Annotated in this window: 17 protein-coding genes and 1 tRNA gene; 11 read left to right on the top strand and 7 right to left on the bottom strand. The window is 69.6% G+C overall.

From position 1 onward, the window contains the following. Positions 1-32: 32 nt before the first annotated feature. Positions 33-2,744, bottom strand: a complete 2,712-nt coding sequence (gene polA, locus ACT1U9_RS23840) for a DNA polymerase I (protein ID WP_444534704.1) — start codon at positions 2,742-2,744, stop codon at positions 33-35. Between the two features lie 132 nt (positions 2,745-2,876). Here polA and ACT1U9_RS23835 point away from each other — a divergent pair, with 132 nt between their 5' ends. The 8 genes from ACT1U9_RS23835 to ACT1U9_RS23800 all read left to right on the top strand — a co-directional run bounded on the left by ACT1U9_RS23835 (position 2,877) and on the right by ACT1U9_RS23800 (position 12,881). Next, complete coding sequence (locus tag ACT1U9_RS23835; RefSeq protein ID WP_444534703.1) at positions 2,877-5,159, top strand: FdhF/YdeP family oxidoreductase; 2,283 nt, start codon at positions 2,877-2,879, stop codon at positions 5,157-5,159. Between the two features lie 53 nt (positions 5,160-5,212). Next, complete coding sequence (locus ACT1U9_RS23830) at positions 5,213-5,680, top strand: hotdog fold thioesterase (RefSeq protein ID WP_444534702.1); 468 nt, start codon at positions 5,213-5,215, stop codon at positions 5,678-5,680. 415 nt (positions 5,681-6,095) lie between these two features. Continuing rightward, entirely contained in the window at positions 6,096-6,497 is a 402-nt protein-coding gene (locus ACT1U9_RS23825; RefSeq protein ID WP_444534701.1) for a hypothetical protein, read from the top strand. A 616-nt stretch (positions 6,498-7,113) separates the two neighbouring features. Continuing rightward, positions 7,114-8,337: a branched-chain amino acid ABC transporter substrate-binding protein gene (locus tag ACT1U9_RS23820; RefSeq protein WP_444534700.1), complete on the top strand. Its 1,224-nt coding sequence runs from the start codon at positions 7,114-7,116 to the stop codon at positions 8,335-8,337. A gap of 143 nt (positions 8,338-8,480) precedes the next feature. Continuing rightward, on the top strand, positions 8,481-9,413 hold the full coding sequence (locus tag ACT1U9_RS23815; protein WP_444534699.1) for a branched-chain amino acid ABC transporter permease: 933 nt from the start codon (positions 8,481-8,483) through the stop codon (positions 9,411-9,413). A 5-nt stretch (positions 9,414-9,418) separates the two neighbouring features. Beyond that, the gene (locus ACT1U9_RS23810) at positions 9,419-11,206 is read left to right on the top strand and encodes a branched-chain amino acid ABC transporter permease (protein WP_444534698.1); all 1,788 of its coding nucleotides are present in this window, start codon (positions 9,419-9,421) and stop codon (positions 11,204-11,206) included. A 5-nt stretch (positions 11,207-11,211) separates the two neighbouring features. After that, positions 11,212-12,168, top strand: a complete 957-nt coding sequence (locus ACT1U9_RS23805; protein ID WP_444534697.1) for an ABC transporter ATP-binding protein — start codon at positions 11,212-11,214, stop codon at positions 12,166-12,168. Further along, positions 12,165-12,881 carry an ABC transporter ATP-binding protein gene (locus tag ACT1U9_RS23800; RefSeq protein ID WP_444534696.1) on the top strand — a complete coding sequence of 239 codons (717 nt, stop codon included), beginning with the start codon at positions 12,165-12,167 and terminating at the stop codon, positions 12,879-12,881. Before ACT1U9_RS23805 ends, ACT1U9_RS23800 begins: the two co-directional genes overlap by 4 nt. Positions 12,882-12,992: 111 nt before the next feature. Here ACT1U9_RS23800 and ACT1U9_RS23795 read toward each other — a convergent pair whose 3' ends face one another. Further along, positions 12,993-13,646 carry an ANTAR domain-containing response regulator gene (locus tag ACT1U9_RS23795; RefSeq protein ID WP_361430156.1) on the bottom strand — a complete coding sequence of 218 codons (654 nt, stop codon included), beginning with the start codon at positions 13,644-13,646 and terminating at the stop codon, positions 12,993-12,995. 102 nt (positions 13,647-13,748) lie between these two features. On the opposite strand from ACT1U9_RS23795, the gene ACT1U9_RS23790 reads away from it, so the two are divergent. Next, positions 13,749-13,821: transfer RNA gene (locus tag ACT1U9_RS23790), tRNA-Leu, on the top strand. A gap of 20 nt (positions 13,822-13,841) precedes the next feature. Here ACT1U9_RS23790 and ACT1U9_RS23785 read toward each other — a convergent pair. Together ACT1U9_RS23785 and pyk are read right to left on the bottom strand one after the other, a co-directional pair. Beyond that, a complete protein-coding gene (locus ACT1U9_RS23785; RefSeq protein ID WP_444534695.1) occupies positions 13,842-14,807 on the bottom strand; it encodes a DUF4331 family protein in 966 nt (321 codons plus the stop codon). A 148-nt stretch (positions 14,808-14,955) separates the two neighbouring features. Continuing rightward, positions 14,956-16,392 (bottom strand): pyruvate kinase, encoded by a 1,437-nt coding sequence (pyk, locus tag ACT1U9_RS23780; RefSeq protein WP_444534694.1) that lies wholly within the window; start codon positions 16,390-16,392, stop codon positions 14,956-14,958. Positions 16,393-16,630: 238 nt separating this feature from the next. Here pyk and ACT1U9_RS23775 point away from each other — a divergent pair, with 238 nt between their 5' ends. Then, positions 16,631-18,760, top strand: coding sequence for an NPCBM/NEW2 domain-containing protein (locus tag ACT1U9_RS23775; RefSeq protein WP_444534693.1), 2,130 nt, complete (start codon positions 16,631-16,633; stop codon positions 18,758-18,760). A gap of 212 nt (positions 18,761-18,972) precedes the next feature. Next, positions 18,973-20,793, top strand: a complete 1,821-nt coding sequence (locus ACT1U9_RS23770; RefSeq protein WP_444534692.1) for a bifunctional metallophosphatase/5'-nucleotidase — start codon at positions 18,973-18,975, stop codon at positions 20,791-20,793. 72 nt (positions 20,794-20,865) lie between these two features. On the opposite strand, the gene ACT1U9_RS23765 is transcribed toward ACT1U9_RS23770, so the two are convergent. The 3 genes from ACT1U9_RS23765 to pepN all read right to left on the bottom strand — a co-directional run bounded on the left by ACT1U9_RS23765 (position 20,866) and on the right by pepN (position 26,321). Continuing rightward, positions 20,866-22,275: a lysine N(6)-hydroxylase/L-ornithine N(5)-oxygenase family protein gene (locus ACT1U9_RS23765; RefSeq protein ID WP_444534691.1), complete on the bottom strand. Its 1,410-nt coding sequence runs from the start codon at positions 22,273-22,275 to the stop codon at positions 20,866-20,868. Then, positions 22,272-23,636 carry a pyridoxal phosphate-dependent decarboxylase family protein gene (locus ACT1U9_RS23760; protein WP_444534690.1) on the bottom strand — a complete coding sequence of 455 codons (1,365 nt, stop codon included), beginning with the start codon at positions 23,634-23,636 and terminating at the stop codon, positions 22,272-22,274. The genes ACT1U9_RS23765 and ACT1U9_RS23760 overlap by 4 nt, the downstream gene beginning before the upstream one ends. Before the next feature lie 198 nt (positions 23,637-23,834). Beyond that, on the bottom strand, positions 23,835-26,321 hold the full coding sequence (gene pepN, locus ACT1U9_RS23755; protein WP_444534689.1) for an aminopeptidase N: 2,487 nt from the start codon (positions 26,319-26,321) through the stop codon (positions 23,835-23,837). Between the last annotated feature and the right edge of the window lie 45 nt (positions 26,322-26,366).

Below are 26,366 nucleotides of genomic sequence, written 5' to 3'. Positions count from 1 at the left end.
TCGGTTCGGGCCCGGTGTCCCGGGCCAGCGTGTCAGTGTGCGGCGGACTCCCAGTCCCCGCCCGCGCCCACCGACACGTCCAGCGGGGCGCGGAGTTCGACCGCCGAGGCCATCTCCCGGCGGACCAGGGCCTCGACCTTCTTGCGCTCCCCCGGCGCGATCTCCAGGACGATTTCGTCGTGGACCTGGAGCAGCATGCGGGAGTTCAGACCCGCCTCGGTCAGGGCGCTGTCCACCTTCAGCATGGCGACCTTGACGATGTCCGCCGCCGTGCCCTGGATCGGGGCGTTGAGGGCCATCCGCTCGGCCATCTCGCGCCGCTGGCGGTTGTCGCTGTTGAGGTCCGGCAGATAGCGGCGACGGCCCAGCATCGTCTCCGTGTAGCCGGTGGCCCTGGCTTCCTCGACCACGCGCTGGAGGTAGTCCCGTACGCCGCCGAAGCGCTCGAAGAACGTGTCCATCAGGCCGCGCGCCTCGGCCGCCTCGATGTTCAGCTGCTGGGAGAGGCCGAACGCCGAGAGCCCGTAGGCCAGTCCGTACGACATCGCCTTGATCTTGCGGCGCATCTCCGGGTCGACATGGGTCTTGTCGACGCCGAAGACCTGGGACGCGACCGTCGTGTGCAGGTCCTCGCCGGAGGCGAAGGCCTCGATCAGGCCCTCGTCCTCGGAGAGGTGGGCCATCACGCGGAGCTCGATCTGGCTGTAGTCGGCGGTCAGCAGCGACTCGAAGCCCTCGCCGACCACGAAGCCGCGACGGATGGCCCGGCCCTCGTCCGTACGTACGGGAATGTTCTGGAGGTTGGGGTCGGTCGAGGACAGGCGGCCGGTCGCCGCGACCGTCTGGTTGAAGGTGGTGTGGATGCGCCCGTCCGCAGCGACCGTCTTGATCAGGCCCTCGACGGTGACCCGCAGCTTCGCCTGCTCGCGGTGGCGCAGCATGATGACCGGCAGCTCGTGCTCGGTCTGGGCGGCCAGCCACGCCAGCGCGTCCGCGTCCGTCGTGTAGCCGGTCTTCGTCTTCTTCGTCTTGGGCAGGGCCAGCTCGCCGAAGAGGACTTCCTGGAGCTGCTTGGGCGAGCCCAGGTTGAACTCATGGCCGACCGAGGCGTGCGCCTCCTTCACGGCCTGCTGCACCGCGCCCGCGAACTGCTGCTCCATCGCCTCCAGATGGGCGCGGTCGGCCGCGATGCCGTACCGCTCCATCTTGGCGAGCAGGATCGAGGTGGGGAGCTCCACTTCGTGGAGCAGCTCGGTCGCGCCCACTTCGCCGAGCCGCTGAGTGAACGCGTCGCCGAGGTCGAGGACCGCGCGCGCCTGCGTCATCAGGGCCTCGGCCTCGGCCTGGTCGTCCGCGCCGAAGGCGAGCTGTCCGTCGGCGGCGCCCGCGGGGGCGAGCTCGCGGCCCAGGTACTCGACGGACAGCGCGTCCAGGGCGAAGGAGCGGCGGCCGGGCTTGACCAGGTACGCGGCGAGCGCCGTGTCCATGGTGACGCCCGCGACGCTCCAGCCGTGCTCCGGGAAGACCCGCATCGCGGCCTTCGCGTTGTGCAGGACCTTGGGCTTCGCGGCGTCCGCGATCCAGGCGGCGAAGGCGCGCTCGTCGGCCTCGTCGAGCGCGGCCGGGTCGAACCAGGCGGCGGGGCCGTCGGCGGCGGCCAGCGCGATCTCGGTGACGCTGCCGGTGCCCAGCGCCCAGGTGTCGACCGACGCCAGGCCCAGCGGCCCGGAGCCTTGCTCGGCCAGCCACGGGGCGAGCTCGCCCGCGCCCAGGACCGCGCCGTCGAGCTCCACGCCCGCGGCGGGGGCCGGGGCCTCCTCCTCGCCCGCGCCCGGGTCGACGGCGAGCAGCCGCTCGCGCAGGGACGCGTTGCGGATCTCCAGCACGTCGAAGAAGCCGGTCATCGCCGACCGGTCGTACGGGGCGCGCTCCAGGTCGGCCGGACCCTTGGGCAGCTCCACGTCGCGCACCATCTCGGTGAGGCGGCGATTCAGGCTCACCGACTCCAGGTGGTCCCGGAAGTTCTGCCCGGCCTTGCCCTTGACCTCGTCCGCGCGCTCGACCAGCTCGGCGAAGGAGCCGAACTGGTTGATCCACTTCGCGGCGGTCTTCTCGCCGACGCCGGGGATGCCCGGCAGGTTGTCGGACGGGTCGCCGCGCAGCGCCGCGAAGTCCGGGTACTGCTGCGGGGTCAGGCCGTACTTCTCCTCGACCTTCTCCGGGGTGAAGCGGGTCAGCTCGGAGACGCCCTTGGTCGGGTACAGCACGGTCACGTGCTCGGAGACCAGCTGGAAGGAGTCGCGGTCGCCGGTGACGATCAGGACCTCGAAGCCGGCCGCCTCGGCCTGGGTGGCCAGGGTCGCGATGATGTCGTCGGCCTCGAAGCCGTCGACCGCGAACCGGTCGACGTTCATCGTGTCGAGCATCTCGCCGATCAGCTCGACCTGGCCCCTGAACTCGTCGGGGGTCTTGGAGCGGTTGGCCTTGTACTCCGGGAACTCCTCGGAGCGCCACGTCTTGCGGGACACGTCGAACGCGACCGCGAAGTGCGTGGGCGCCTCGTCACGCAGCGTGTTCGCCAGCATCGACGCGAAGCCGTACACGGCGTTGGTCGGCTGACCGGACGCGGTGGTGAAGTTCTCCGCGGGCAGCGCGAAGAACGCCCGGTACGCCAGGGAGTGCCCGTCCATGAGGAGCAGGCGCGGTCGGTTGTCTGGGGTCTTCTTCGATGCTGTCTCAGCCACGTCCCCGATCCTGCCACGCCCCACTGACAATCCCCGCCAGTGCGCTCCCGGGACCGCGCCGGGACGGTTGTCAGTGGTCCGTGACAGGATCGGAAACGTACGGATCGCACACGTCGCTCGAAGGGGAGCGCCATGGCCACCAAGCCGCCCGCAGGGGACCCGGTTCAGGACGCGCCGCAGGTCGCGCCGCCCAAGCACGCCGCGGCCGGGCTGCCCGCCATCGGGTACACGGCGCTGGTGGCCCAGCAGCAGATGGGTGCGGTCCGGGCGACGCGGACCCTGCTCAAGGTCAACCAGAAGGACGGCTTCGACTGTCCGGGCTGCGCCTGGCCGGAGGGCGACAAACGCCACATCGCGGAATTCTGCGAGAACGGGGCGAAGGCGGTCGCCGAGGAGGCGACGCTGCGCCGCGTCACCCTCGACTTCTTCGCCGCGCACCCGCTCTCCGACCTCGCCGGTCGCAGTGGGTACTGGCTGGGCCAGCAGGGCCGGATCACCCAGCCCATGTATCTGCCGGAGGGCGCCGACCGGTACGAGGCGGTGACCTGGGAGCGGGCCTTCGAGATCATCGCGGCCGAGCTCAAAGCACTGGAATCGCCCGACGAGGCGCTCTTCTACACCTCGGGCCGCACCAGCAACGAGGCCGCGTTCCTGCTCCAGCTCTTCGCGCGCGAGTTCGGCACCAACAACCTGCCGGACTGCTCCAACATGTGCCATGAGTCGTCGGGTTCGGCGCTCACGGAGACGATCGGCATCGGCAAGGGCAGCGTCTCCCTGGAGGACATGCATCAGGCCGACCTGATCATCGTCGCCGGGCAGAACCCGGGCACGAACCACCCCCGGATGCTCTCGGCCCTGGAAGAGGCCAAGCGGGCGGGCGCGAAGATCATCTCGGTGAACCCGCTGCCCGAGGCGGGCATGGAGCGCTTCAAGAACCCGCAGACCGCCAAGGGCCTCGCGCTCGGCGGCCAGGCGCTCAACGACCTGTTCCTCCAGATCCGCATCGGCGGCGACCAGGCCCTGTTCCGTCTCCTCAACAAGCTGATCGTGGAGACGGAAGGCGCCGTGGACGAGCTGTTCGTCCGCGAACACACCCATGGATACGAGGAGTTCGCGGCCGCCGCCCGGGCCGCCGACTGGGACGAGACGCTGGCCGCGACGGGCCTCACGCGCGCGGAGATCGAGCAGGCGCTGTCCATGGCGCTCGCCTCCAAGCGGACCATCGTGTGCTGGGCGATGGGCCTGACCCAGCACAAGCACGCGGTGGCGACGATCCGGGAAGTGGTCAACTTCCTTCTGCTGCGCGGCAACATCGGCCGCACCGGCGCGGGCGTGTGCCCGGTGCGCGGCCACTCCAACGTCCAGGGCGACCGCACGATGGGCATCTTCGAGCGGCCCGCTCCCGCGTTCCTCGACGCCCTGGAGAAGGAGTTCGGCTTCGCCCCGCCCAGGCACCACGGCTACGACGTGGTGCGCTCCATCGAGGCGCTGCGCGACGGCAAGGCGAAGGTCTTCTTCGCGATGGGCGGCAACTTCGTGGGGGCCACACCCGACACCGAGGTCACGGAGGCCGCGATGCGCCGGGCCTCGCTCACCGTCCATGTCTCCACCAAGCTCAACCGGTCGCACGCGGTGACCGGCCGGCGCGCGCTGATCCTGCCGACGCTCGGCCGCACCGACAAGGACGTCCAGAAGAGCGGCAAGCAGTTCGTGACCGTCGAGGACTCGATGGGGCTCGTGCACTCCTCGCGCGGCAACCTGAAGCCCGCGAGCCCGCATCTGCTCTCCGAGCCCGCCATCGTCGCCCGCCTCGCGCGCGCCACGCTCGGCGCCGACTCCACGGTGGACTGGGAGGAGTTCGAGAAGGACTACGCGACGATCCGCGACCGCATCGCGCGCGTGGTCCCCGGGTTCGAGGACTTCAACGCGCGCGTGGCCAGGCCCGGCGGTTTCCGGCTGCCGCACGCGCCGCGCGACGAGCGCCGCTTCCCCACGAAGACCGGCAAGGCCAATTTCACGGCCGCGCCCGTGGAGTACCCGACGGTGCCCGAGGGCCGGCTGCTGCTGCAGACCCTGCGCTCGCACGACCAGTACAACACCACGATCTACGGTCTCGACGACCGCTACCGGGGCATCAAGGGCGGCCGCCGGGTCGTGCTCGTCAACGCCGAGGACGCGCGCGAGCTGGGCTTCGCGGACGGGGCGTATGTGGACCTGGTCAGCGAGTGGAAGGACGGCGTGGAGCGGCGGGCGCCCGGGTTCCGGGTCGTGCACTACCCGACCACACGGGGCTGCGCGGCGGCGTACTACCCGGAGACGAACGTCCTGGTGCCGCTGGACTCCACGGCGGACACCAGCAACACCCCTGCCAGCAAGTCCGTGATCGTACGTCTGGAACAATCGGCGACGGTCTAAGCGTTCGCTCAGACACGGCCAGAAGGAACCGGACCACGATCGGAGTCCCGCCCATGGGTGAGCAGAGCAAGGTGAAGTTCCCGCAGGAGGTCATCGACGAGTACGCGGCGCTGGGGATCGACCTTCCCGCGCTGTTCTCCGCGGGTCACCTCGGCACCCGGATGGGCGTGGAGGTCCTGGAGGCCTCGGCCGAACGGGTCGTCGGGACGATGCCGGTCGAGGGGAACACCCAGCCGTACGGGCTGCTGCACGGCGGCGCCTCGGCGGTGCTCGCGGAGACGCTCGGGTCCGTGGGGGCGATGCTGCACGGGGGCATCTCGAAGATCGCGGTGGGTGTCGATCTGAACTGCACGCATCATCGGGGGGTGCGGAGCGGGCTGGTCAGGGGGGTGGCGACGCCGGTGCATCGGGGGCGGTCCACGGCGACGTACGAGATCGTCATCACCGATGAGGACGGTAAGCGGGTGTGTTCGGCTCGGCTGACGTGTCTGCTGCGGGACGCCGAGGGCGCCAAGGGCTGACGGCTGGCCGCGCCGTCTTTACGACCCGGGCGGGCGGTGCCACTCTGCGGGCATGAGTGGCATCGGGCCCGTCGAGCCGGGGGACTCGGCCGACGGTGGCCCGTGGGCCGGGCCGGCCCAACCGTCGGACGTCGTCGGCGCGAGGCCCTCCGGGCGGGAGGGCGTTGAGCAGGGACGGGGCTGGGGGCGGAGGAACAGTTACCCGGCAACGGGGTCCGCTGTGCCCACCCGTCCCGCCCTGCGGGACGATTGCCCACAGCGGGGTAGACGGAGACTCGCCGCCGCACTCCTCGCTGTCACCGCCGCCCTGACCCTCCTCCTCTGGCCCACTCACCCCGGCCACAACGCCCCCCGCCCGTCCCCCGGACCCCCGCTCCCCCCGTTGTGGCCCGCTCAGACCGTCTCGCTTCACTACGTGGGACTCGACGAGCCGATCGCCGCGTACAAAGCCTCGGCCGTATTCGCCTTCATGGTCACCACCGATCCCCGGCACGGGGATTCCGTGACGGTTGATCAACTCGCCCAGGCGTTCCCGGAGATCGGGACCAGCACCCTTCCCGCCGTGCCCTTCACCGTGCCCGCGGGCGGTACCGTACGGGTCGTCGTGCGGCTCACCGCGCGGAGCTGTTCCGGGTTTCCGCTCGATCCGGATCTGCCGTACCTCGACACGACGCTGACCAACAACTACGCGACCGAGCAGCACAGTTACCTCTTCGACGGGCGCTACGCCCGCGACCTCTCCCGCTACCTGCACACCATCTGCGCGTCAACACCCTTGACCCGTACGGCAGTTGTGTCACCGATCGTGACGCCCTAACGTTCCCCCCACGGCGACCCCGTCGGGAACCGGACAGCGCGCCGCACCACGGTACGCACCGTTCCGGTTCCGTCCCGGTGGGCGGAACGACAACCCACCGCGCGCACCTCACCCCCTCCGGCCGCCACATCCGTCACTCCACCCACACCCCGCGGAGGAGCCTTCCGGCCACTCCCGATCGTAACGCTCCGTAACATGCGCGAATTACGCAAACGGGATCACTTGCTCCGGTACGCCGCTGTGAGAACGGCGCGGAAAACGCATAGATCCAGGTGGCACACACAAGACCTACAAGTCCTGGCACATGCCGGTGTCAGTAGCAAGAACGGCCCAAGCCCCTTAGCGGAACTGGGAATTCTCAGCATGTGGGCACCCCTCCGGCTCACCAATGCCCCCATCTGTCCACAGAGTTCCCGCGCCGGTGTCCGCTCCCCATAACAAGAAAGTCACATCCTGACCTTCCCTGGTCCCCGACTCGGTCACCTGCGCTTAGAGTCACGGCCAGTCACCGCGCCGCCGGGCGCGTCTGCTGCACGGCCACCGGTACCACCCCAGTACGGCCCGGCGAGTCACACGGCGCCTCAGCGGAGGCGTCGCGCCAGGGAGAGGACATATCGTGCGACACCGTTCCTTGCTCATACTCACCACCGTGCTCACCACGGGGGCGCTCACCCTCACCGCCTGCGGGTCGCGCGGCGGCGGCAGCTCAAGCAGCGACAAGAACACCACCGTCGTCATCGGTGTGGACGCCCCCCTGACCGGCCAGAACTCCGCGACCGGCCTCGGCATCCAGTACGGCGTACAGATCGCCGTCGACGACGCCAACGCGAAGAAGCTGGTCCCGGGTGTCACCTTCAAGGTCAAGGCCCTGGACGACAAGGCCCTGCCGCCGACCGGCCAGCAGAACGCCACCGCGCTCGTCGCCGACAAGGACGTCCTCGGTGTGGTCGGCCCGCTGAACTCCGGCGTGGCCCTGACCATGCAGCAGGTCTTCGCCACCGCCAACCTGGTCGAGATCTCCCCCTCGAACACCAACCCCACCCTGACCCAGGGCAAGGACTGGGCGGCCGGGAACAAGACCCGTCCGTTCAAGACCTACTTCCGCACCGCCACCACCGACGCCATCCAGGGCGGTTTCGCGGCGGACTACGCCTTCAACGGTCTGCACAAGAAGAACGTCTTCGTCGTCGACGACAAGCAGACGTACGGCGCCGGCCTGGCCACGCTCTTCAAGCAGGGCTTCACCAAGGCGGGCGGCAAGGTCGCGGGCGAGGACCACGTCAACGTGGGCGACAAGGACTTCGCCGCCCTGGTCACCAAGATCAAGAACTCGGGCGCCGACCTCGTCTACTACGGCGGCCAGTACGACGAGGCGCAGATCGTCACCAAGCAGCTCAAGGACTCCGGCGCCAAGGTCCCGCTCTTCGGCGGCGACGGAATCTACAGCGACACCTTCATCTCCACCGCCGGCAAGGCGGCCGAGGGCGACCTCGCCACCTCGGTCGGCGTGCCGGTCGACACCCTGGACGCGGCCAAGACCTTCATCCAGACGTACAAGGACAAGAAATACCCGGGTGACTACGGCACCTACGGCGGCTACTCGTACGACGCCGCCACCGCGATCATCAAGGCCGTCGGCAACGTGGTGAAGGACGGCAAGGTCCCGTCCGACGCCCGTCAGAAGATCGTCGACGAGGTCCAGAAGGCCCAGTTCCAGGGCATCGCCGGCGCGGTCGCCTTCGACCAGTACGGCGACACCACCAACAAGCAGCTGACCGTCTACCAGGTCACCAACGGGAAGTGGAAGGCCGTCAAGAGCGGCACGTACAACGCCGGCTGATCCAGCCCGCACCCGCACCACCCGATCCACAGCGTCACCTGATCCACCGCACGACAACAGGGCCGCGCGGCCATGACCACCCGTCCGACCGCGCGGCCCGACGTCTACTTCCTGCACGCTCCCCATCCCATGGAGGCCTTGCGGTGCACACTCTGCCGCAGAACCTGGCCAACGGGCTGCTCCTCGGCTCGATGTACGGGCTGATCGCCATCGGCTACACGATGGTGTACGGCATCGTCCAGCTCATCAACTTCGCGCACGGCGAGATCTTCATGACCGGCGCCTTCGGCGGCCTCACGGTCTATCTCTATGTGCTCCCCGACGGCATATCCATGTGGATAGCCCTCCCCCTGATGCTCATCGGCGGCGCGATCGTCTCCGTACTCATCGCGCTGGGAGCGGAACGGTTCGCCTACCGACCACTGCGCGGCGCACCACGCCTGGCGCCACTGATCACCGCCATCGGACTCTCGCTCGCGCTCCAGCAGGCGGTCTTCAACTGGTACCCGAAGGCCAAGACCGACGAGAACTTCCCGCAGATTCCCGGCGGCCCCTTCCACATCGGATCGGTCACCTTCGGCACCGGTGACATCTTCCTGATCACGGCGGCGCCGCTCTGCATGGCCGCGCTCGCCCTGTTCGTCCGCTCCTCCCGCACCGGCCGCGCCATGCAGGCCACCGCGCAGGACCCGGACACCGCCCAGCTGATGGGCATCGACACCAACCGCATCATCATGGTGGCCTTCGCCATCGGCGGTCTCTTCGCCGCCGTCGCGGGCATCGCCTGGGGCCTGAAGTACGGCTCCATCAAGTACGAGATGGGCTTCCAGGCCGGTCTCAAGGCGTTCACCGCCGCCGTCCTCGGCGGTATCGGCAACATCTACGGCGCGATGATCGGCGGCGTGGTCCTCGGCCTCGCCGAGACCCTGGCCAGTGCCTACATCGCCAACGTCCCGGGGATGCAGCAGCTCGGCGGCTCCGGCTGGGCCAACGTCTGGGCCTTCGTCCTCCTCATCCTCGTCCTGCTCTTCAGGCCACAGGGCCTGGTGGGCGAACGCGTCGCGGACAGGGCGTGATCGACATGACCACCAGCACCACCACCGGCGTCACCGAAGTGGCCACCGAGCAGCGCGGTCTCGTTCCGCTGCCCGCGCCCGTCGCCCGGCTGCTCGTCGCGGTCGGCGCCGTCGCCACCATCGCCTCCACGTTCCTCGCGTGGACCTGGACCGCCGACTTCCCCGGCGACCTCACCGTCACCGGCTACCCGGCCGGACTGCAGACCCTCACCATCGTCGGCGCGGCGCTCACGCTGCTCTACGCCCTCAACCTGTGGGACATCCAGGGTCTGCGCTGGCTCAACCCGGGCCGCTCCAACAACCCGGTGCTCCTGGCGGCCGTCTCCGCGTTCGTGGTGGTCTGGTTCACCGCCATCGCCATCTCGTACGACCTCGGCGGCCTCGCCAACCTCGAACCCGGCGCGTACGTCGCGGCCGTAGCGGCGCTCGTCCCGGTGATCGGCGCACTCGCCCTGCCGCGCTCCGGCAGGTCCCTGCGCGACCACATCGCCAAGCCCGACGACATCCCGCCCGCCGCGCCGCTGCCCAGCTGGGTCCAGCGCGTGATCATCTCCCTGGCCACCGCACTCGGCCTGGTCGTGTTCACGTACGGCATCGGGGTGAACGACGACGAGAGCGAGACCTTCATCGGTCTGCTGCTGCTCGTGCTGTTCGGCTCCATGGCGCTGTTCGCCGCCGGGCTCTTCGAACGGTTCACCGAACTCAACGCGCGGCACAAGGGGTTCGCGACCACCGCCGTCTTCCTGGCGGCCGTGATCTTCCCCTTCACCCAGAGCGAGGACCACAACGCCAACCTCGGCGCCAACATCCTCATCTTCGGCACCGTCGCCCTCGGCCTCAACATCGTCGTCGGCCTCACCGGACTGCTCGACCTCGGTTACGTGGCCTTCCTCGGCGTCGGCGCGTACGCGGCCGCCCTGGTCTCCGGCTCCGAGTTCTCCCGGTTCTCCGGCGTCCAAGTCCCCTTCTGGGCCGCCGCGTTGATCGGTATGAGCGCGTCGCTGGTCTTCGGCGTCATCATCGGCGCCCCGACCCTGCGGCTGCGCGGCGACTATCTCGCCATCGTCACCCTCGGCTTCGGAGAGATCTTCCGGATCACCGTCAACAACCTCGACGGCGGCTCCGGCCCCAACCTCACCAACGGCCCCAACGGCATCGCCAACATCCCGGACCTGGAGATCTTCGGGTTCAACCTCGGCAGCGCCCATGACATCGCGGGCCGCACGATCGGCCGCTTCGGCAACTACCTGTTCCTGATGCTGCTGATCACGGCGCTGATCGTGCTCGTCTTCAACCGCGCCGCCAACTCCCGTATCGGCCGCTCCTGGATCGCCATCCGCGAGGACGAGACGGCCGCGACCGCCATGGGCATCAACGGCTTCCGGGTCAAGCTCATCGCCTTCGCCCTCGGCGCCTCCCTCGCGGGCCTCGCCGGCACGGTCTTCGCCCACGTCAACTACAGCGTGGTGCCCAGCCCCTTCCAGTTCGCCGGAGCCGCGCCGCCCAACTCGGCGTTCCTCCTGGCGGCCGTCGTCCTCGGCGGTATGGGCACGGTCAGCGGCCCGCTCCTGGGCGCGGCCCTGCTCTACCTGATCCCCGAGAAGCTCGGCTTCCTCAAGGAGTACGAACTCTTCGGCTTCGGTGTCGCCCTCATCCTGCTGATGCGGTTCCGCCCCGAGGGCATCGTCGCCAACCGGCGCCGCCAGCTCGAATTCCACGAGACCGGCCAACTGGACGTGCCCGAACAAGGGCTCCCGGACACCACCGTCGGCGTCACCAAGGCGGAGGCGTAACCATCATGACCACCACCATCGCCACCAGCCCGGTGCTCGAAGCGTCCGGCGTCACCATGCGCTTCGGCGGTCTGACCGCCGTGCGCAATGTCGACCTCACCGTCAACAGCGGCGAGATCGTCGGTCTCATCGGCCCCAACGGCGCCGGCAAGACCACCTTCTTCAACTGCCTCACCGGGCTCTACGTCCCGACCGAGGGCAAGGTCTCGTACAAGGGGACCGTGCTGCCGCCCAAGCCGCACCTGGTCACCCAGGCCGGTATCGCGCGCACCTTCCAGAACATCCGGCTCTTCGCCAACATGACCGTCCTGGAGAACGTCCTGGTCGGTCGGCACACCCGGACCAAGGAAGGCCTCTGGTCCGCGCTGCTGCGCGGCCCCGGCTTCAAGAAGGCCGAGGCCAAGTCGCGTGAACGGGCCATGGAACTCCTGGAGTTCATCGGTCTGCAGCACAAGGCCGACCACCTCGCCCGCAACCTCCCCTACGGCGAACAGCGCAAGCTGGAGATCGCCCGGGCGCTGGCGAGCGAGCCCGGCCTGCTGCTCCTGGACGAGCCGACGGCCGGTATGAACCCGCAGGAGACCCGGGCCACCGAGGAGATGGTCTTCGCCATCCGGGACATGGGCGTCGCCGTGCTCGTCATCGAGCACGACATGCGCTTCATCTTCAACCTGTGCGACCGCGTCACCGTACTGCTCCAGGGCGAGAAGCTCGTCGAGGGCACGTCCGACGTCGTCCAGGGCGACGAGCGCGTCATCGCGGCGTACCTCGGCACCCCGTTCGAGGGCGCGCCCGGCGCGGAGGAGATCGCGGAGGTGGAGGCGGCCGAAGCGGACGCGGTGGCGGACGCGACGCCCGAGGCCTCCCCGGCGGCCGATCCGGCTCCGGCCGCCGAAGCCGCCGAGGAACCGGCGGAAGCCGACGCTCCAGGAACGACCCGTACTGAAGGAGACTCCCAGTGACCGCACTTCTGGAAGTCGAGGACCTCCGCGTCGCCTACGGCAAGATCGAGGCCGTCAAGGGGATCTCCTTCACCGTCGAGGCCGGGCAGGTCGTCACCCTCATCGGCACCAACGGCGCCGGCAAGACCACCACGCTGCGCACCCTGTCGGGGCTCCTCAAGCCCTCGGCCGGAAAGGTCATGTTCGACGGGCAGCCGCTCGCGAACATCCCCGCGCACAAGATCGTCTCGCTGGGGCTCGCCCACTCCCCCGAGGGGCGGCATATCTTCCCGAGGCTGAGCATCGCCGAGAACCTCCAGCTCGGAGCATTTCTCCGCAATGACAAGGCCGGGATCGAGAAGGACATCCAGCGCGCCTACGACATGTTCCCCATCCTGGGCGAACGCCGTAAGCAGGCCGCCGGCACCCTCTCGGGCGGTGAACAGCAGATGCTCGCGATGGGCAGGGCGCTCATGTCCCAGCCCAAGCTGCTGATGCTGGACGAGCCGTCGATGGGCCTCTCCCCGATCATGATGCAGAAGATCATGGAGACCATCGTCGAGCTCAAGGCCCAGGGCACCACGATCCTGCTCGTCGAGCAGAACGCCCAGGCCGCGCTGTCCCTCGCGGACCAGGCCCACGTCATGGAGGTCGGCGAGATCAAGCTCTCCGGCTCCGGCCAGGACCTCCTCCACGACGAGAACGTCCGCAAGACGTACCTGGGCGAGGACTAGCAAGGGGTTACGCGTACGGGCCGCGCCACGAGAAGTGGCGCGGCCCGTGATGCCTTAAGGGGCGCGGGGAACTGCGCGAGCAACCACGCACGGTCCGCAGCCGAAAACCCGCTAAGACCCCTTCGCCGCCTTCTTCTCTTCCGCGTCCTCGATGACAGCCTCAGCGACCTGCTGCATAGAGAGCCGCCGATCCATCGACGTCTTCTGGATCCACCGGAACGCGGCGGGCTCAGTCAACCCGTACTGCGTCTGCAGAATCGACTTCGCCCGATCCACCAGCTTGCGCGTCTCCAGACGCTGGCTGAGATCCGCGACCTCCTGCTCCAGCGCCTTAAGCTCGGTGAACCGCGACACCGCCATCTCGATCGCGGGCACCACGTCGCTTTTGGAGAACGGCTTCACCAGATACGCCATCGCCCCCGCGTCCCGCGCCCGCTCCACCAGGTCGCGCTGCGAGAACGCGGTGAGCATCAGGACCGGCGCGATGGAGTCCTTGGCGATCTGCTCGGCGGCGGAGATGCCGTCGAGGATCGGCATCTTCACATCGAGGATGACCAGGTCGGGCCGGTGCTCCCGGGCCAGCGCGACGGCCTTCTCCCCGTCCCCGGCCTCGCCGACGACCGCGTAGCCCTCTTCTTCGAGCATCTCCTTGAGGTCGAGGCGGATCAGCGCCTCGTCCTCGGCGATGACGACGCGGGTCGTCAGCGGCGGGACGTGCGACTGGTCGTCGTCGGCGGCGGGCTGGGGCGACTCGGGGGCGGTCACGGGGGCTCCTAGGTGCGGGGCAAGTACTGCTTCCCAAGAGCGTACCCAGCTGCGGTAAGGTGTGGTCACGGCGGGTAGCCGCCTACCTTTGGTTTAAAGGATGCCCCGGTAGCCCAGCGGTAGAGGCAATGGTCTCAAACACCATCCAGCGTCGGTTCGAATCCGACCCGGGGTACTTTTCGTTCGAATCCATGGTCACGCCTCCTTGAGGTGTGGCGTGCCCAGGTAAGGGAATTCCGGCAGCAGGTCCGTGTGCGGGCCGATGTGGTCCGTCGGGACCTTCCCGCCGGAGACCATGGCGAGCCGCGCCGATGTGACGTCGTCCGTGAGGGTGCGGCCGTTGGGATACGCGGCGGGCCTGCTCCGGTCGTAGCGCAGGATGTCGGGCAGCACCGTGCGCAGGACCTCTTCCGCCAGCTCCTCGCTGTAGCCGCCGGTGTGCCGCAGGACGGCCGTCCAGGGCGCGAGGTAGGTGTCCCAGTCGTCGGCCGGTTCACCGGCGTTGTACGCGTCCTTGGCGTCCTCGGCGTTGAAGTACGCCGTGAGCGAGGGGTGCCCGCCCCGGTCCACCGACTTCAGCTCCCCGCCCTGGTGCACGCTGACGCGGGCCCACACGCCGATCTCGGGCTGGGCGCCGAGCTCCATGCTGGGCATTTCGAGGACGATGCCGAAGACGTTCTTCTCGGCGCCCCAGTCGGTGCCGGTCCACTGGAAGTCGTTGACGATGCCGAAGAGGTCGGCGAAGAAGGGGTCGCTGCGCAGCCCGGCCGAGACCATGTACGGGCCCGCCTCGGTGACCACGGGGTGCGGGCCGAAGCTGACGGGTGCGTCGACGAACAGCGGGGTCCCTGCCGCCTCGTGGGCGCGGGCCTCGTCGCCGGTGGCGCGGTGGACGGTGAGGGTCTGCTCGCCGTCGTCGGCGGGGTCGGAGAAGGTGAAGCTGTAGGCGATGTGCGCCTGGTGGTCGCCGACGGTGTCGATGTTGATCCGGTACACGGCGTCGGGATGGAAGGCCCGGCCGCCGGTGGGCGCCTCGGGGTTGACGTTCATGATCAGGACGGTGCGGCCGCCCGGCACCGTGAAGACGAAGAGGTCGGTGAGGTCCAGGCGCGCGTCGCCCATGGGTGAGCGGAGGTCGGGCCCGCTGAGGTGATGTGACATGGCGTCAGCCTGGAGGCGGCGCGCCCCGGGACGTCGGGACCGGGCCGTCGGGTCATCCCTTCGGCCCGGCCCGCTCCCCGGTGTGGGCGATGCGCCCCTTACTCGTACGACCGCATGACGCGCTCTCGTACACCCGTCTCACGGTGTGTCAGCTCTTCGGGCTGTCGTCCTCGCCGATGTGATGGACGCGGACGAGGTTGGTCGAACCGGGGACCCCGGGCGGGGAGCCTGCCGTGATGACCACGATGTCGCCCCGCTCGCAGCGCCCGATCTTCAGGAGTTGTTCGTCGACCTGGGCCACCATCGCGTCCGTGGACTCGACGTGCGGGCCGAGGAAGGCCTCCACGCCCCAGGTGAGGTTGAGCTGGGAGCGGGTGGCCGGGTCGGGGGTGAAGGCGAGCAGCGGGATCGGCGAGCGGTAGCGCGAGAGGCGCTTGACGGTGTCGCCGGACTGGGTGAAGGCGACGAGGTACTTGGCGTTCAGGAAGTCGCCCATCTCGGCCGCCGCGCGGGCCACCGCACCGCCCTGGGTGCGGGGCTTGCTGCGTTCGGTGAGCGGCGGCAGGCCCTTGGCCAGCACGTCCTCCTCGGCGGCCTCGACGATGCGGGCCATCGTGCGGACCGTCTCGACGGGGTACTTGCCGACGCTGGTCTCGCCCGAGAGCATCACCGCGTCCGTGCCGTCGATGACCGCGTTGGCCACGTCGGAGGCCTCGGCCCTGGTGGGGCGGGAGTTGTCGATCATCGAGTCGAGCATCTGGGTCGCCACGATCACCGGCTTGGCGTTCCGCTTGGCCAGTTTGATGGCGCGCTTCTGGACGATCGGGACCTGTTCGAGCGGCATTTCGACGCCCAGGTCGCCGCGCGCCACCATGATTCCGTCGAAGGCGGCCACGATGTCGTCGATGCTGTCGACGGCCTGCGGCTTCTCGATCTTGGCGATCACCGGGATGCGGCGGCCCTCCTCGTCCATGACGCGGTGGACGTCCTCGATGTCGCGGCCGCTGCGGACGAAGGAGAGCGCGATGATGTCGGCGCCGGTGCGCAGGGCCCAGCGCAGGTCGTCGACGTCCTTCTCGGAGAGCGCGGGCACGGAGACGGCGACGCCGGGCAGGTTGAGGCCCTTGTGGTCGGAGACCATGCCGCCCTCGACGACGCGGGTGCGCACCCGAGGTCCGTCGACGCCGACGACCTCCAGGGCGACCTTGCCGTCGTCGACGAGGATGCGCTCGCCGGGCGTGACGTCCTCGGCGAGGCCGGAGTAGGTGGTGCCGCAGGTGTGGCGGTCGCCCTCGACGTCCTCGACGGTGATGGTGAACTCGTCGCCGCGTTCAAGGAGTACGGGACCTTCACGGAAACGCCCGAGCCGGATCTTCGGGCCTTGAAGGTCTGCGAGTACACCGATACTGCGGCCCGTTTCGTCGGACGCCTTGCGGACGCGGTGATATCGCTCCTCGTGATCGGCGTACGTGCCGTGGCTGAGATTGAAGCGGGCGACGTCCATTCCGGCCTCGACCAGTGCCTTGATCTGGTCGTACGTGTCGGTGGCGGGCCCCAGGGTACAAACGATCTTTGCTCGGCGCATGCTTCGAGCCTAGGGCTTACCGGTCGGTAGAGAATTCGTCCCGCGTGACTACTCAACAACCTTTGCATGAAGGCTTATTGACAACTGTTGAATTGTGCGCCGGGGCGCTCCGATGAGCGGAAAGCACTGTCTCCGGACCCGGCGCACACCCTTGACATGTTCCGGTCCTGACGCTGAAATATGTTCGTTTTCGTTCGAGCTCGTTGAATTCGGCGCCACTACACCGACGGAGCCGCACATGTCATCGTTCAGAAAGTTCAGAAAACGGGCCGGCACCGCACTCGCCACGATTCCCCTGCTCGCCGGCGGCTTGGTCGCCCTCGCCGCCACGGCCGCGCCGCCCGCCGCGGCCGTCGACAACGGCCAGGCCCGCACCCCGCAGATGGGGTTCAACAACTGGAACTCCACGCACTGCCGGGCCGAGTTCAACGAGGCCATGGTCGAGGGCATCGCCGACACGTTCGTCTCGCAGGGCCTCAAGGCCGCCGGGTACACCTACGTCAACATCGACGACTGCTGGGCGCAGCCCAACCGGGACGCGAGCGGCAACCTGGTGCCCGACCCGGTGCGTTTTCCCCACGGGATCAAGGCCGTGGCCGACTATGTGCACTCCAAGGGCCTGAAGTTCGGCCTCTACTCCAGCGCGGGCACCAAGACCTGCGACGTCCAGGGCTTTCCCGGCGGGCTCGGCCATGAGCAGCAGGACGCGAACCTGTGGGCGTCGTGGGGCGTCGACTATCTCAAGTACGACAACTGCAACAACGGCGGCGTGGACGCACAGCAGCGCTACAAGGCCATGGGCGACGCCCTGGAGGCCGCCACGCGCGCGACCGGCCGCCCGATCCTCTACAGCATCTGCGAGTGGGGCTCCAACCAGCCCTGGACCTGGGCGTCGAACGTCGGCAACTCCTGGCGGACCACCGGCGACATCAGCGACAACTGGTCGAGCATGATCTCCATCGCCCATCAGAACCAGTCGCTCGCGCCGTACGCCGGTCCCGGCGGCTGGAACGACCCCGACATGCTGGAGGTCGGCAACGGCGGCATGACGGACACCGAGTACCGCACCCACTTCAGCCTCTGGTCGCAGATGGCCGCGCCGCTGCTGATCGGCAGCGATCTGCGCAGCGCCAGCGCCTCGACGCTGGCGATCCTCAAGAACACCGACGTGATCGCGGTGGACCAGGACGCGCTGGGCAAGCAGGGCACGGTGGTGTCCAACTCCGGCGGCCTGGTCGTGATGTCCAAACCCCTTGCGGACGGCGGCCGTTCGGTCACCCTCACCAATGAGAACACCACCGCCCGCACCATCTCCACGACCGTGAAGGACATCGGCATCGGCGGCGCCTCGTCGTACGCGCTCAAGGACCTGTGGTCGAAGGCGACCAGTACGACGAAGAACGCGATCAGCGCGTCCGTGCCCGCGCACGGCACCGTGATGTTCCGGGTGACGCCGGGCAGCCCGGTGCCGCCGCCGACCGGGGTGAACCAGCTCAGCGACCTGCCGTGGACGTCGGCGGTCGGCGGCTGGGGTCCGGTCGAGCGCGACCGCAGCAACGGCGAGCAGGCGGCGGGCGACGGCCGCACCCTCACCATCGGCGGTGTCACCTACGCCAAGGGCCTGGGCACGCACGCACCCAGCGACATCTCGTACTACCTGGGCGGCAGTTGTACGACGCTCGGGGTCGACGTGGGCGTCGACGACGAGGTAACGAACAACGGATCCGTGGTGTTCCAGATCTGGCGGGACTCCACCCTGGTGGCCGACAGCGGGCTGCGCACGGCCGCCGATCCGCCCAAGCACCTGACCGCCGACCTCAAAGGCGGCACCAAGCTGCGGCTCGTGGTGACGGACGGCGGCGACGGCATCAACTTCGACCACGCCGACTGGGCCGACGCCAAGTTGGCCTGCGGCGAAGGCCCTTCGGCCGGTACGCATGACATCAGCGATCTGACGTGGGAATCGGCCACCAACGGCTGGGGCCCGGTCGAGAAGGACCGCAGCAACGGCGAGCAGGCGGCCGGTGACGGCACGCCGCTGACCATCAACGGAACCGTGTACGCCAAGGGCCTCGGCACCCACGCGCCGAGCTCCGTCGCGTACTACCTGGGCGGCACCTGCTCCTCGCTGACCACGGCGGTCGGGGTGGACGACGAGGTGACCACCAAGGGGTCGGTGGACTTCCAGATCTGGCGGGACTCCACGCTCGTCGCCGAGAGCGGCACGCTGACCTCCGCGGACGCGGCCAAGCAGCTCACCGCCGATCTGACCGGCGCCATGGAGGTGCGCCTGGTGGTCACCGACGCCGGGGACGGCATCGACTACGACCACGCCGACTGGGCGGGGCCACGGCTCACCTGCGCGTAAGCGATCACCGAGCGCCCGCCGTCCCGCGCCACGCGCGCGTGGGCGGCGGGCGTCCGTGTATCCGCGGGTAAGGGGCGCGTGACTTCTCCAGGTCATCGAACAGAAACCTGAGAGGGGTGTTGCGAACGGCAGTTCTGCGCCAAAATCCTCTCGACCTTCTACGCGCGTCGAGCGTGTCTACGCGCGTAACACACCGTCAGGGAGTGCAACAAATGCCGCTGAACCGTAGGACGTTCCTGGGCAGCTCGGCCGCCGCCGGGGCCGGCGTCGCCATCGCCGGAGGCGTCGCGGTCCCCGCCGAGGCCGAAGAGCAGCACCACGGCAAGGGCCACGGCCGTCCGCCGAAGCGGTACTCGTTCACCGTCATGGGCACCACCGACCTGCACGGCCACGTCTTCAACTGGGACTACTTCACCGACAAGGAGTACGACGACAAGGCGCACAACGACGTCGGCCTCGCGAAGGTCGCGACGCTGGTCAAGCAGGTGCGCGAGGACAAGGGTCACCGCAACACGATGCTGATCGACGCGGGCGACATCATCCAGGGCACCCAGCTCTCGTACTACTACGCGCGCGTGGAGCCGATCACCGGCACGCACGGCAAGCGCGGCCCCAAGCACCCGATGGCGCTGGCGATGAACCACATGCGCTACGACGCGGCGGCGCTCGGCAACCACGAGTTCAACTACGGCATCCCCACCCTGCGCGCGTTCCAGGAGCAGCTCAACTTCCCGCTGCTCGGGGCGAACGCGCTGGACGCGAAGACGCTGAAGCCCGCGTTCCCTCCGTACGCGGTGCGGTGCCTGAAGGTGCACGGCGGCCCGGACGTCAAGGTCGGCATCCTGGGTCTGACCAACCCGGGCATCGCCATCTGGGACAAGGCGAACGTCCAGGGCAAGATGACGTTCCCGGGTCTGGTGGAGCAGGCGAAGAAGTACGTGCCGCGGCTGCGGGCGCTCGGCTGTGACGTCGTGATCTGCACGGACCACTCGGGTCTCGACGGCAGCACCTCGTACGGCGACGCGCTGCCGTACCCGGAGAACGCGTCGTCGCTGGTGGCGGAGCAGGTGCCCGGCATCGACGCGATCCTGGTGGGCCACACCCACAAGGAGGTGCCCTCGCGGACGGTGGTGAACAAGGAGACCGGCAAGTCGGTGGTGCTGTCCGAGCCGTACATGTGGGGCATGCGCCTGAGCGTCTTCGACTTCGAGCTGGAGCTCTCGCGCGGCCAGTGGCAGGTCACGTCGGTGAAGGCGGACGTGCTGAACGCCAACACCGCCGACGAGGACCCGGTCGTCGCCAAGCTGGTGCGGGCCGAGCACGAGAAGGTCGTGGCGTACGTCAACCAGGTCATCGGCACGTCGAAGACGGCCATGACCACGGCCGAGGCGGCCTGGAAGGACGAGCCGATCATCGACCTGATCAGCACGGTGCAGGCGGAGACGGTGAAGGCGGCGCTCGCGGGTGGCGCGTACGCCTCGCTGCCGGTGCTGTCGCAGGCGTCCTGCTTCTCGCGGAACGCCGCGATTCCGGCCGGGACGATCACCATCAAGGACGCGGCGGGGCTCTACCCGTACGAGAACACGATGGAGGCCCGTCTGCTGACGGGTGCGCAGCTCAAGGACTATCTGGAGTTCTCGGCCCGGTACTACGTGCAGACCCCGGCCGGTGCGCCCGTCGACACGTCGAAGCTGACGAACGCGGACAATACGCCGGACTACAACTACGACGCGGTGTCGGGGCTTACGTACGACATCGACGTGGCGAAGCCTGCGGGGTCGCGGATCGTGAACCTGTCGTTCCAGGGCAAGCCGCTGGACCCGGCGGGTCAGTTCGTGCTCGCGGTGAACAACTACCGGGCCAATGGGGGTGGTGGGTTCCCGCATGTCGCCACGGCCAAGCAGGTGTGGGCGAACTCCGACGAGATTCGCAACACGATCATTGCCTGGGTGAAGGCGAAGGGGACGATTGACCCCGCCACGTTTGCTTCTGTGGACTGGAAGCTCGTGCGCGACGGGGTCCCGGTCTTCTAGGGTTCGCTTTTCGTCTGCGGGGCGTGGGGGGCTGGTCGCGCAGTTCCCCGCGCCCCTAATTGGCAACCTCCGTCATCCCTCCAGTGGGATCAGGCCCTCCGGGGTCTTCGTCTTGCGGGGTTCCGCGGGTTCCGTCAGGCCGAATGTCGTGAATGCCGTTCGGGTTGGCAAGGGGTAGGGCTCCTTGCCTGTCAGGGTGTTCAGGATTTGGGCGCTGCGCCAGGCCGCGAGGCCCAGGTCGGGGGCGCCCACGCCGTGGGTGTGCTTTTCCGCGTTCTGGACGTAGACCGCGCCCGTCACCGAGCTGTCGAGGACCAGTCGGAACTCGGCGTCGATGCGCGGGCGTTCGGAGGAGTCGAGGCGCATGTACGGGTCGAGGCCGGCCAGCATGCGGCCCAGGGGACGCTCGCGGTAACCCGTGGCGAGGACGACCGCGTCGGTGGTGAGCCGTGAGCGCGCGCCCTGCTGGACGTGTTCCAGGTGCAGCTCGACCTTGGTGGTGGCGACCCGGCCCGCGGTGCGGACGGTGACGCCCGGTGTGAGGGTCGCGTCGGGCCAGCCGCCGTGCTGGGTGCGGCGGTAGAGCTCGTCGTGGATCGCGGCGATCGTGTCCGCGTCGATGCCCTTGTGGAGCTGCCACTGGCGCGGCACGAGCTGGTCGCGCATGGGCTCGGGCAGGGCGTGGAAGTAGCGGGTGTAGTCGGGCGTGAAGTGTTCGAGGCCCAGCTTGGAGTACTCCATCGGCGCGAACGTCTCGGTGCGGGCGAGCCAGGTCACGCGCTCCTTGCCCGCCGGGCGGGCCCGCAGCAGGTCGAGGAAGACCTCCGCGCCGGACTGGCCCGAGCCGACGACGGTCACATGGTCGGCGGCGAGGAACCGCTCGCGGTGGTCGAGGTAGTCCGCCGAGTGGATCACCGGCACGGCGGGCGCGTCGGCGAGGGGCTTGAGCGACTCCGGTACGTACGGCTCGGTGCCGACGCCGAGGACCAGGTTGCGGGCGAAGGTACGGCCCAGGGCCTCGGCCTGGCCGTGCACGTCGAGCTGGGTGAAGTCGACCTCGAACAGCTCGCGTTCGGGGTTCCAGCGGACCGCGTCGACCTGGTGCCCGAAGTGCAGCCCGGGCAGGCTCTCGCTCACCCAGCGGCAGTACGCGTCGTACTCGGTGCGCTGGATGTGGAAGCGCTCGGCGAAGTAGAACGGGAAAAGGCGCTCGCGGTGGCGCAGGTAGTTGAGGAACGACCAGGGGCTCGCCGGGTCGGCGAGGGTCACCAGATCGGCCAGGAACGGGACTTGGAGGGTGGCGCCCTCGATGAGCAGCCCGGGGTGCCAGTGGAAGGCGCGGCGCTGTTCGTAGAACGCGGTGGAGAGGCCGCCGGGGACGCCGTGCGCGAGGGCGGCGAGCGAGAGGTTGAACGGGCCCACTCCGATGCCGACCAGGTCGTGCGGGTGGTCCAGGTCTGGGGCGAGTGCCGGTGCGGTCATCGGGGGATGCTGCCTTCCACGATCTTGAGGAGCTGGGCCAGGTCGTCGGTGGTGGCGTAGGGGTTGAGGAGGGTGGCCTTGAGCCAGAGCCGCCCGTCGGCGCGGGCCCGGCCGAGCACGGCGCGGCCCTCGGTGAGCAGCGTCCGGCGGATCTGCGCCACCTCGTCGTCGGGGGCACCGGCCGGGCGGAACAGGACGGTGGAGAGGGCGGGGCGTCCGTACAGCTCAAGGGCCGGATGTTTCTCGACCAGGTCGGCGAACGTGTGCGCCGCCTCGACCGTGCGGTCGACGAGGTCCGCGAGTCCGGCGCGGCCGAGTGCGCGCAGGGTGACGGCGATCTTCAGTACGTCGGGTCTGCGGGTGGTCCGCAGGGAGCGGCCGAGGAGGTCGGGCAGGCCCGCCTCGGTGTCGTCGTCGGCGTTGAGGTAGTCGGCGGTGTGCGCGAGCGCGGCGAGGCGGGCCGGGTCGGGGACCGCGAGCAGCCCGGCGGCCACCGGCTGCCAGCCGAGTTTGTGCAGGTCGAGGGTGACCGACTGGGCCCGCTCGATGCCGCGCAGGACGGCCCGGTGGGTCGGGCTGAAGAGCAGCGGTCCACCGTACGCGGCGTCGATGTGCAGCTCGGCGCCGTGCCGTGCGCACAGGTCGGCGATCTCGGGGAGCGGGTCGACGGCGCCGGTGTCGGTGGTCCCGGCGGTGGCGGTGACGAGGACGGGGTGGTGCAGATCGGTGAGGGCGTCGTCGAGCGCGGCCAGGTCGAGGGTGCCGGCGGGGGCGGGCACGACGACGGGGTCGGGGAGTCCGAGGAGCCAGGCGGCGCGCGGGACGGAGTGGTGGGCGTTGGCGCCGCACACCGGCTGGACCGCGCCGTGCCGCTCGCGCGCCAGGAGCAGCGCGAGCTGGTTGGACTCGGTGCCGCCGGTGGTGACCAACGCGTCGCCGCCGCCGAAGAGTTCGGCGGCCAGGGCTCGGGTGACATGGCCTTCGAGCTCGGCGGCGGCGGGTGCCTGGTCCCAGGAGTCCAGGGACGGGTTGAGGACGGCGGCGGCGAGGTCGGCGGCGGCGGCGAGCGCGAGCGGCGGGGTGTGCAGATGCGCGGCGCAGCGGGGGTCGGCGGGGTCGGCCGCGCCCTCCGCCACCGTACGTACGAGAGCGGCGAGCGCCTCCTCGGCGCCGGTGCCCTCGGCCGGGAACACCTCCCGTACGGCGGCCGCGACCCGCACGGCGACGGCCTGCGGCCCGCCTCCCGGCAGCGGCCCGCCCCGGACCACCGCGCCGTCCCGCAGCGCGTCGAGGACGACACCGATCAGGGGGCGCAGGGCGGCGGGGCCGGTGGGGCCGCCGGCGAGGGGCGGGGTGTGCATGGGGAGGTCCTTCGGGTGGGCGAACGACGGCCCCACCAGCGTGCTGCGTCACACGGTGGTCCGGCTGCCCTGCACAACGATCTCAACCCGAAAGTGGTACTGCCTTGCGGAGGCGGGGTGTTGGGGGGTGGCGCGCTGGTATGAGCACCACCCCCCTGGGACCTCTGGACTGCGAGCCCCGGACCTCCCGTCGTGCGCTTACGACTCCCGTACCGCCAGCGCCCGGCGCAGGTCGTCGACCTGGTCGGCGAGCTTGCGGCGCAGGGCCGGCAGCAGGTCCTCGCGGGCCAGGCACGCCTCGCCCAGAGTCACCGCCTCCGCGTCGATCGCGAAGTGCGGGAAGGCGTGACGGCCCGCCGCCTCCGCGATCGCGGGGCCGCGCCGGTCGGCGAGCGGGACCGCGTCGGCGTAGAACCGCGTCACGTACTCCCGTACGAGATCGGCCTGTTCGGGCTGCCAGAAGCCCTGGGCCGTCGCCGTGAACAGGTAGTTCGACAGCTCGTCGCCCTCGAACATGGCCGCCCACGCGGCCGCCTTGGCCGCCGGGTCGGGCAGGGCCGCGCGGCAGCGGGCCGCGCCTTCCTCGCCGGTGGCGCTGGGGTCGCGCGCGAGCTCGGCCGCGATCGCCGCCTCGTCGGTCGCGCCGAGGACCGCGAGGCGGTTCAGGACGCGCCAGCGCAGCTCGGGGTCGAGCTCCGGGCCGCCGGGCACGCTGCCGTCGACCAGCCACTCCTGGATGGTGTGCGGCTGGGCGGCGCAGTCGATGAAGTGGCGCACGGCGGTGAGCCGCAGGCCCGGGTTGTCGCCGTCCTCGGTGCGCCGGATCAGGTCCCGGGTCAGCTCGGTGAGCAGCGCGAGCGCGGCCGGGCGGGCGTCGGGGGCGAGGAAGCGGTTGGCGGCCTGCGCGGCGGCGAAGGTGAGGACGCCCTGCACAATGGCGAGGTCCGACTCGTACGGCAGATGCGCGCGGGCCGTCTCCAGGTAGGCGACGGGCTCCAGTTGGCCGTCGCGGACCATGTCACGGGCGGCGTTCCAGACGACCGCGCGGGCGAGGGGGTCGGGGAGACCGGAGAGGGTACGGAAGGCCGTCTCCGAGGACTGTTCGTCGAGGCGGACCTTGGCGTAGCTGAGGTCGCCGTCGTTGAGGAGGACGAGCGCCGGGCGGGCGCCGGTGCGGGTCAGGGGCGCGCCCGGCACGTCGATCTCGAAGCGCTCGCGCAGCACGAGGCGGCCGGGGCTCGACGGGTCGATGTCGTACGCGCCGACGGCGATCCGGTGCGGCCTGCTGCCGTCCTGGTCGACGGTGAGGGTCCAGGAGCCCTCGGCCTCCTCGACCACCGGCGTCAGCGTGTCCACGCCCGTGGTGCGCAGCCAGCTCTCGGCCCAGCCGTGCACGTCCCGGTCGGTGGCGGAGGCGAGGTTGTCGATGAAGTCGGCGAGCGTGGCGTTGCCGAACTTGTGCCGCTTGAAATGGGTGTTGATGCCCGCGAGGAAGTCCTTCTCGCCCATCCACGTCACCAGCTGGCGCAGCGCCGAGGCGCCCTTGGCGTACGAGATGCCGTCGAAGTTGAGCATCGCGGAGGCGGTGTCCGGCACGGCGTCCGGGTCCGGGGCGACGGGGTGGGTGGAGGGGCGCTGGTCGGCGTCGTAGCCCCAGGCCTTGCGCACGATGCCGAAGTCGACCCAGGTGTCGGTGAAGCGGGTGGCCTCGGTGAGCGTCTGGTAGCCCATGTACTCGGCGAACGACTCGTTCAGCCAGATGTCGTCCCACCAGCGCAGCGTGACGAGGTCGCCGAACCACATGTGGGCCATCTCGTGTGCGATGACCATGGCGCGGGTCTGGCGCTCGGTGTCGGTGACGGCCGAGCGGTAGATGAACTCGTCCCGGAAGGTGACCAGACCGGGGTTCTCCATCGCGCCCGCGTTGAACTCGGGCACGAAGGCCTGGTCGTAGGAGTCGAACGGGTACGGCTCGTCGAACTTCTCGTGGTAGCGGTCGTAGCACTGCCGGGTGATCTCGAAGAGCTCGTCGGCGTCGGCGTCCAGGTAGGGCGCGAGCGAGCGGCGGCAGTGCAGGCCGAACGGCAGGCCCGCGTGCTCGGTGGTCACCGAGTGGAAGGGGCCGGCGGCGAGCGCCACGAAATAGGTGGAGAGCAGCGGGGTGGTGGCGGCCTTCCAGCGGCCGTCCTCCTGCTGCGCGGTGATGCCGTTGGCCAGCACGCTCCAGCCCTCGGGCGCGGTGACCGTGAGGTCGAAGGCGGCCTTCAGGTCGGGCTGGTCGAAGGCGGCGAAGACGCGCTGCACGTCCTCCATGAAGAGCTGGGTGTACGTGTAGGTCTCGCCGTCGACCGGGTCGGTGAAGCGGTGCAGCCCCTCACCGGTGTGCGAGTAGGTCATCGCCGCGTCCAGGCGCAGCTCGTGGGGGCCCTCGGCGAGGCCGGTGAGCGCGATCCGGTTCTCGACGAGCGAGGCGGGGTCGAGCGGCTGCCCGTCGAGGCTGACCGAGCGCAGAACGGCGGGCTTGACCTCGACGAACGTGTCCCCGGCCGCGCGCGCGGTGAAGTGGATGACGGTACGGGAGTCGAAGGTGTCCTCGCCGGTGGTCAGATCGAGTTCGATCGCATACCGCTGTACGTCGAGGAACTGGGCTCGGGTCTGCGCTTCGTCGCGCGTCAGTACGGACATGGGGGCCATGCTGCCTGATGGCCCCCCGTCCGCACAGCGGGATTG

It is taken from the genome of Streptomyces sp. BR1 (assembly GCF_052373795.1).
Lineage (GTDB): Bacteria > Actinomycetota > Actinomycetes > Streptomycetales > Streptomycetaceae > Streptomyces.
Note: the sequence above shows the minus strand (reverse complement) of the source record. Positions and strands in the feature narration are given on the sequence as shown.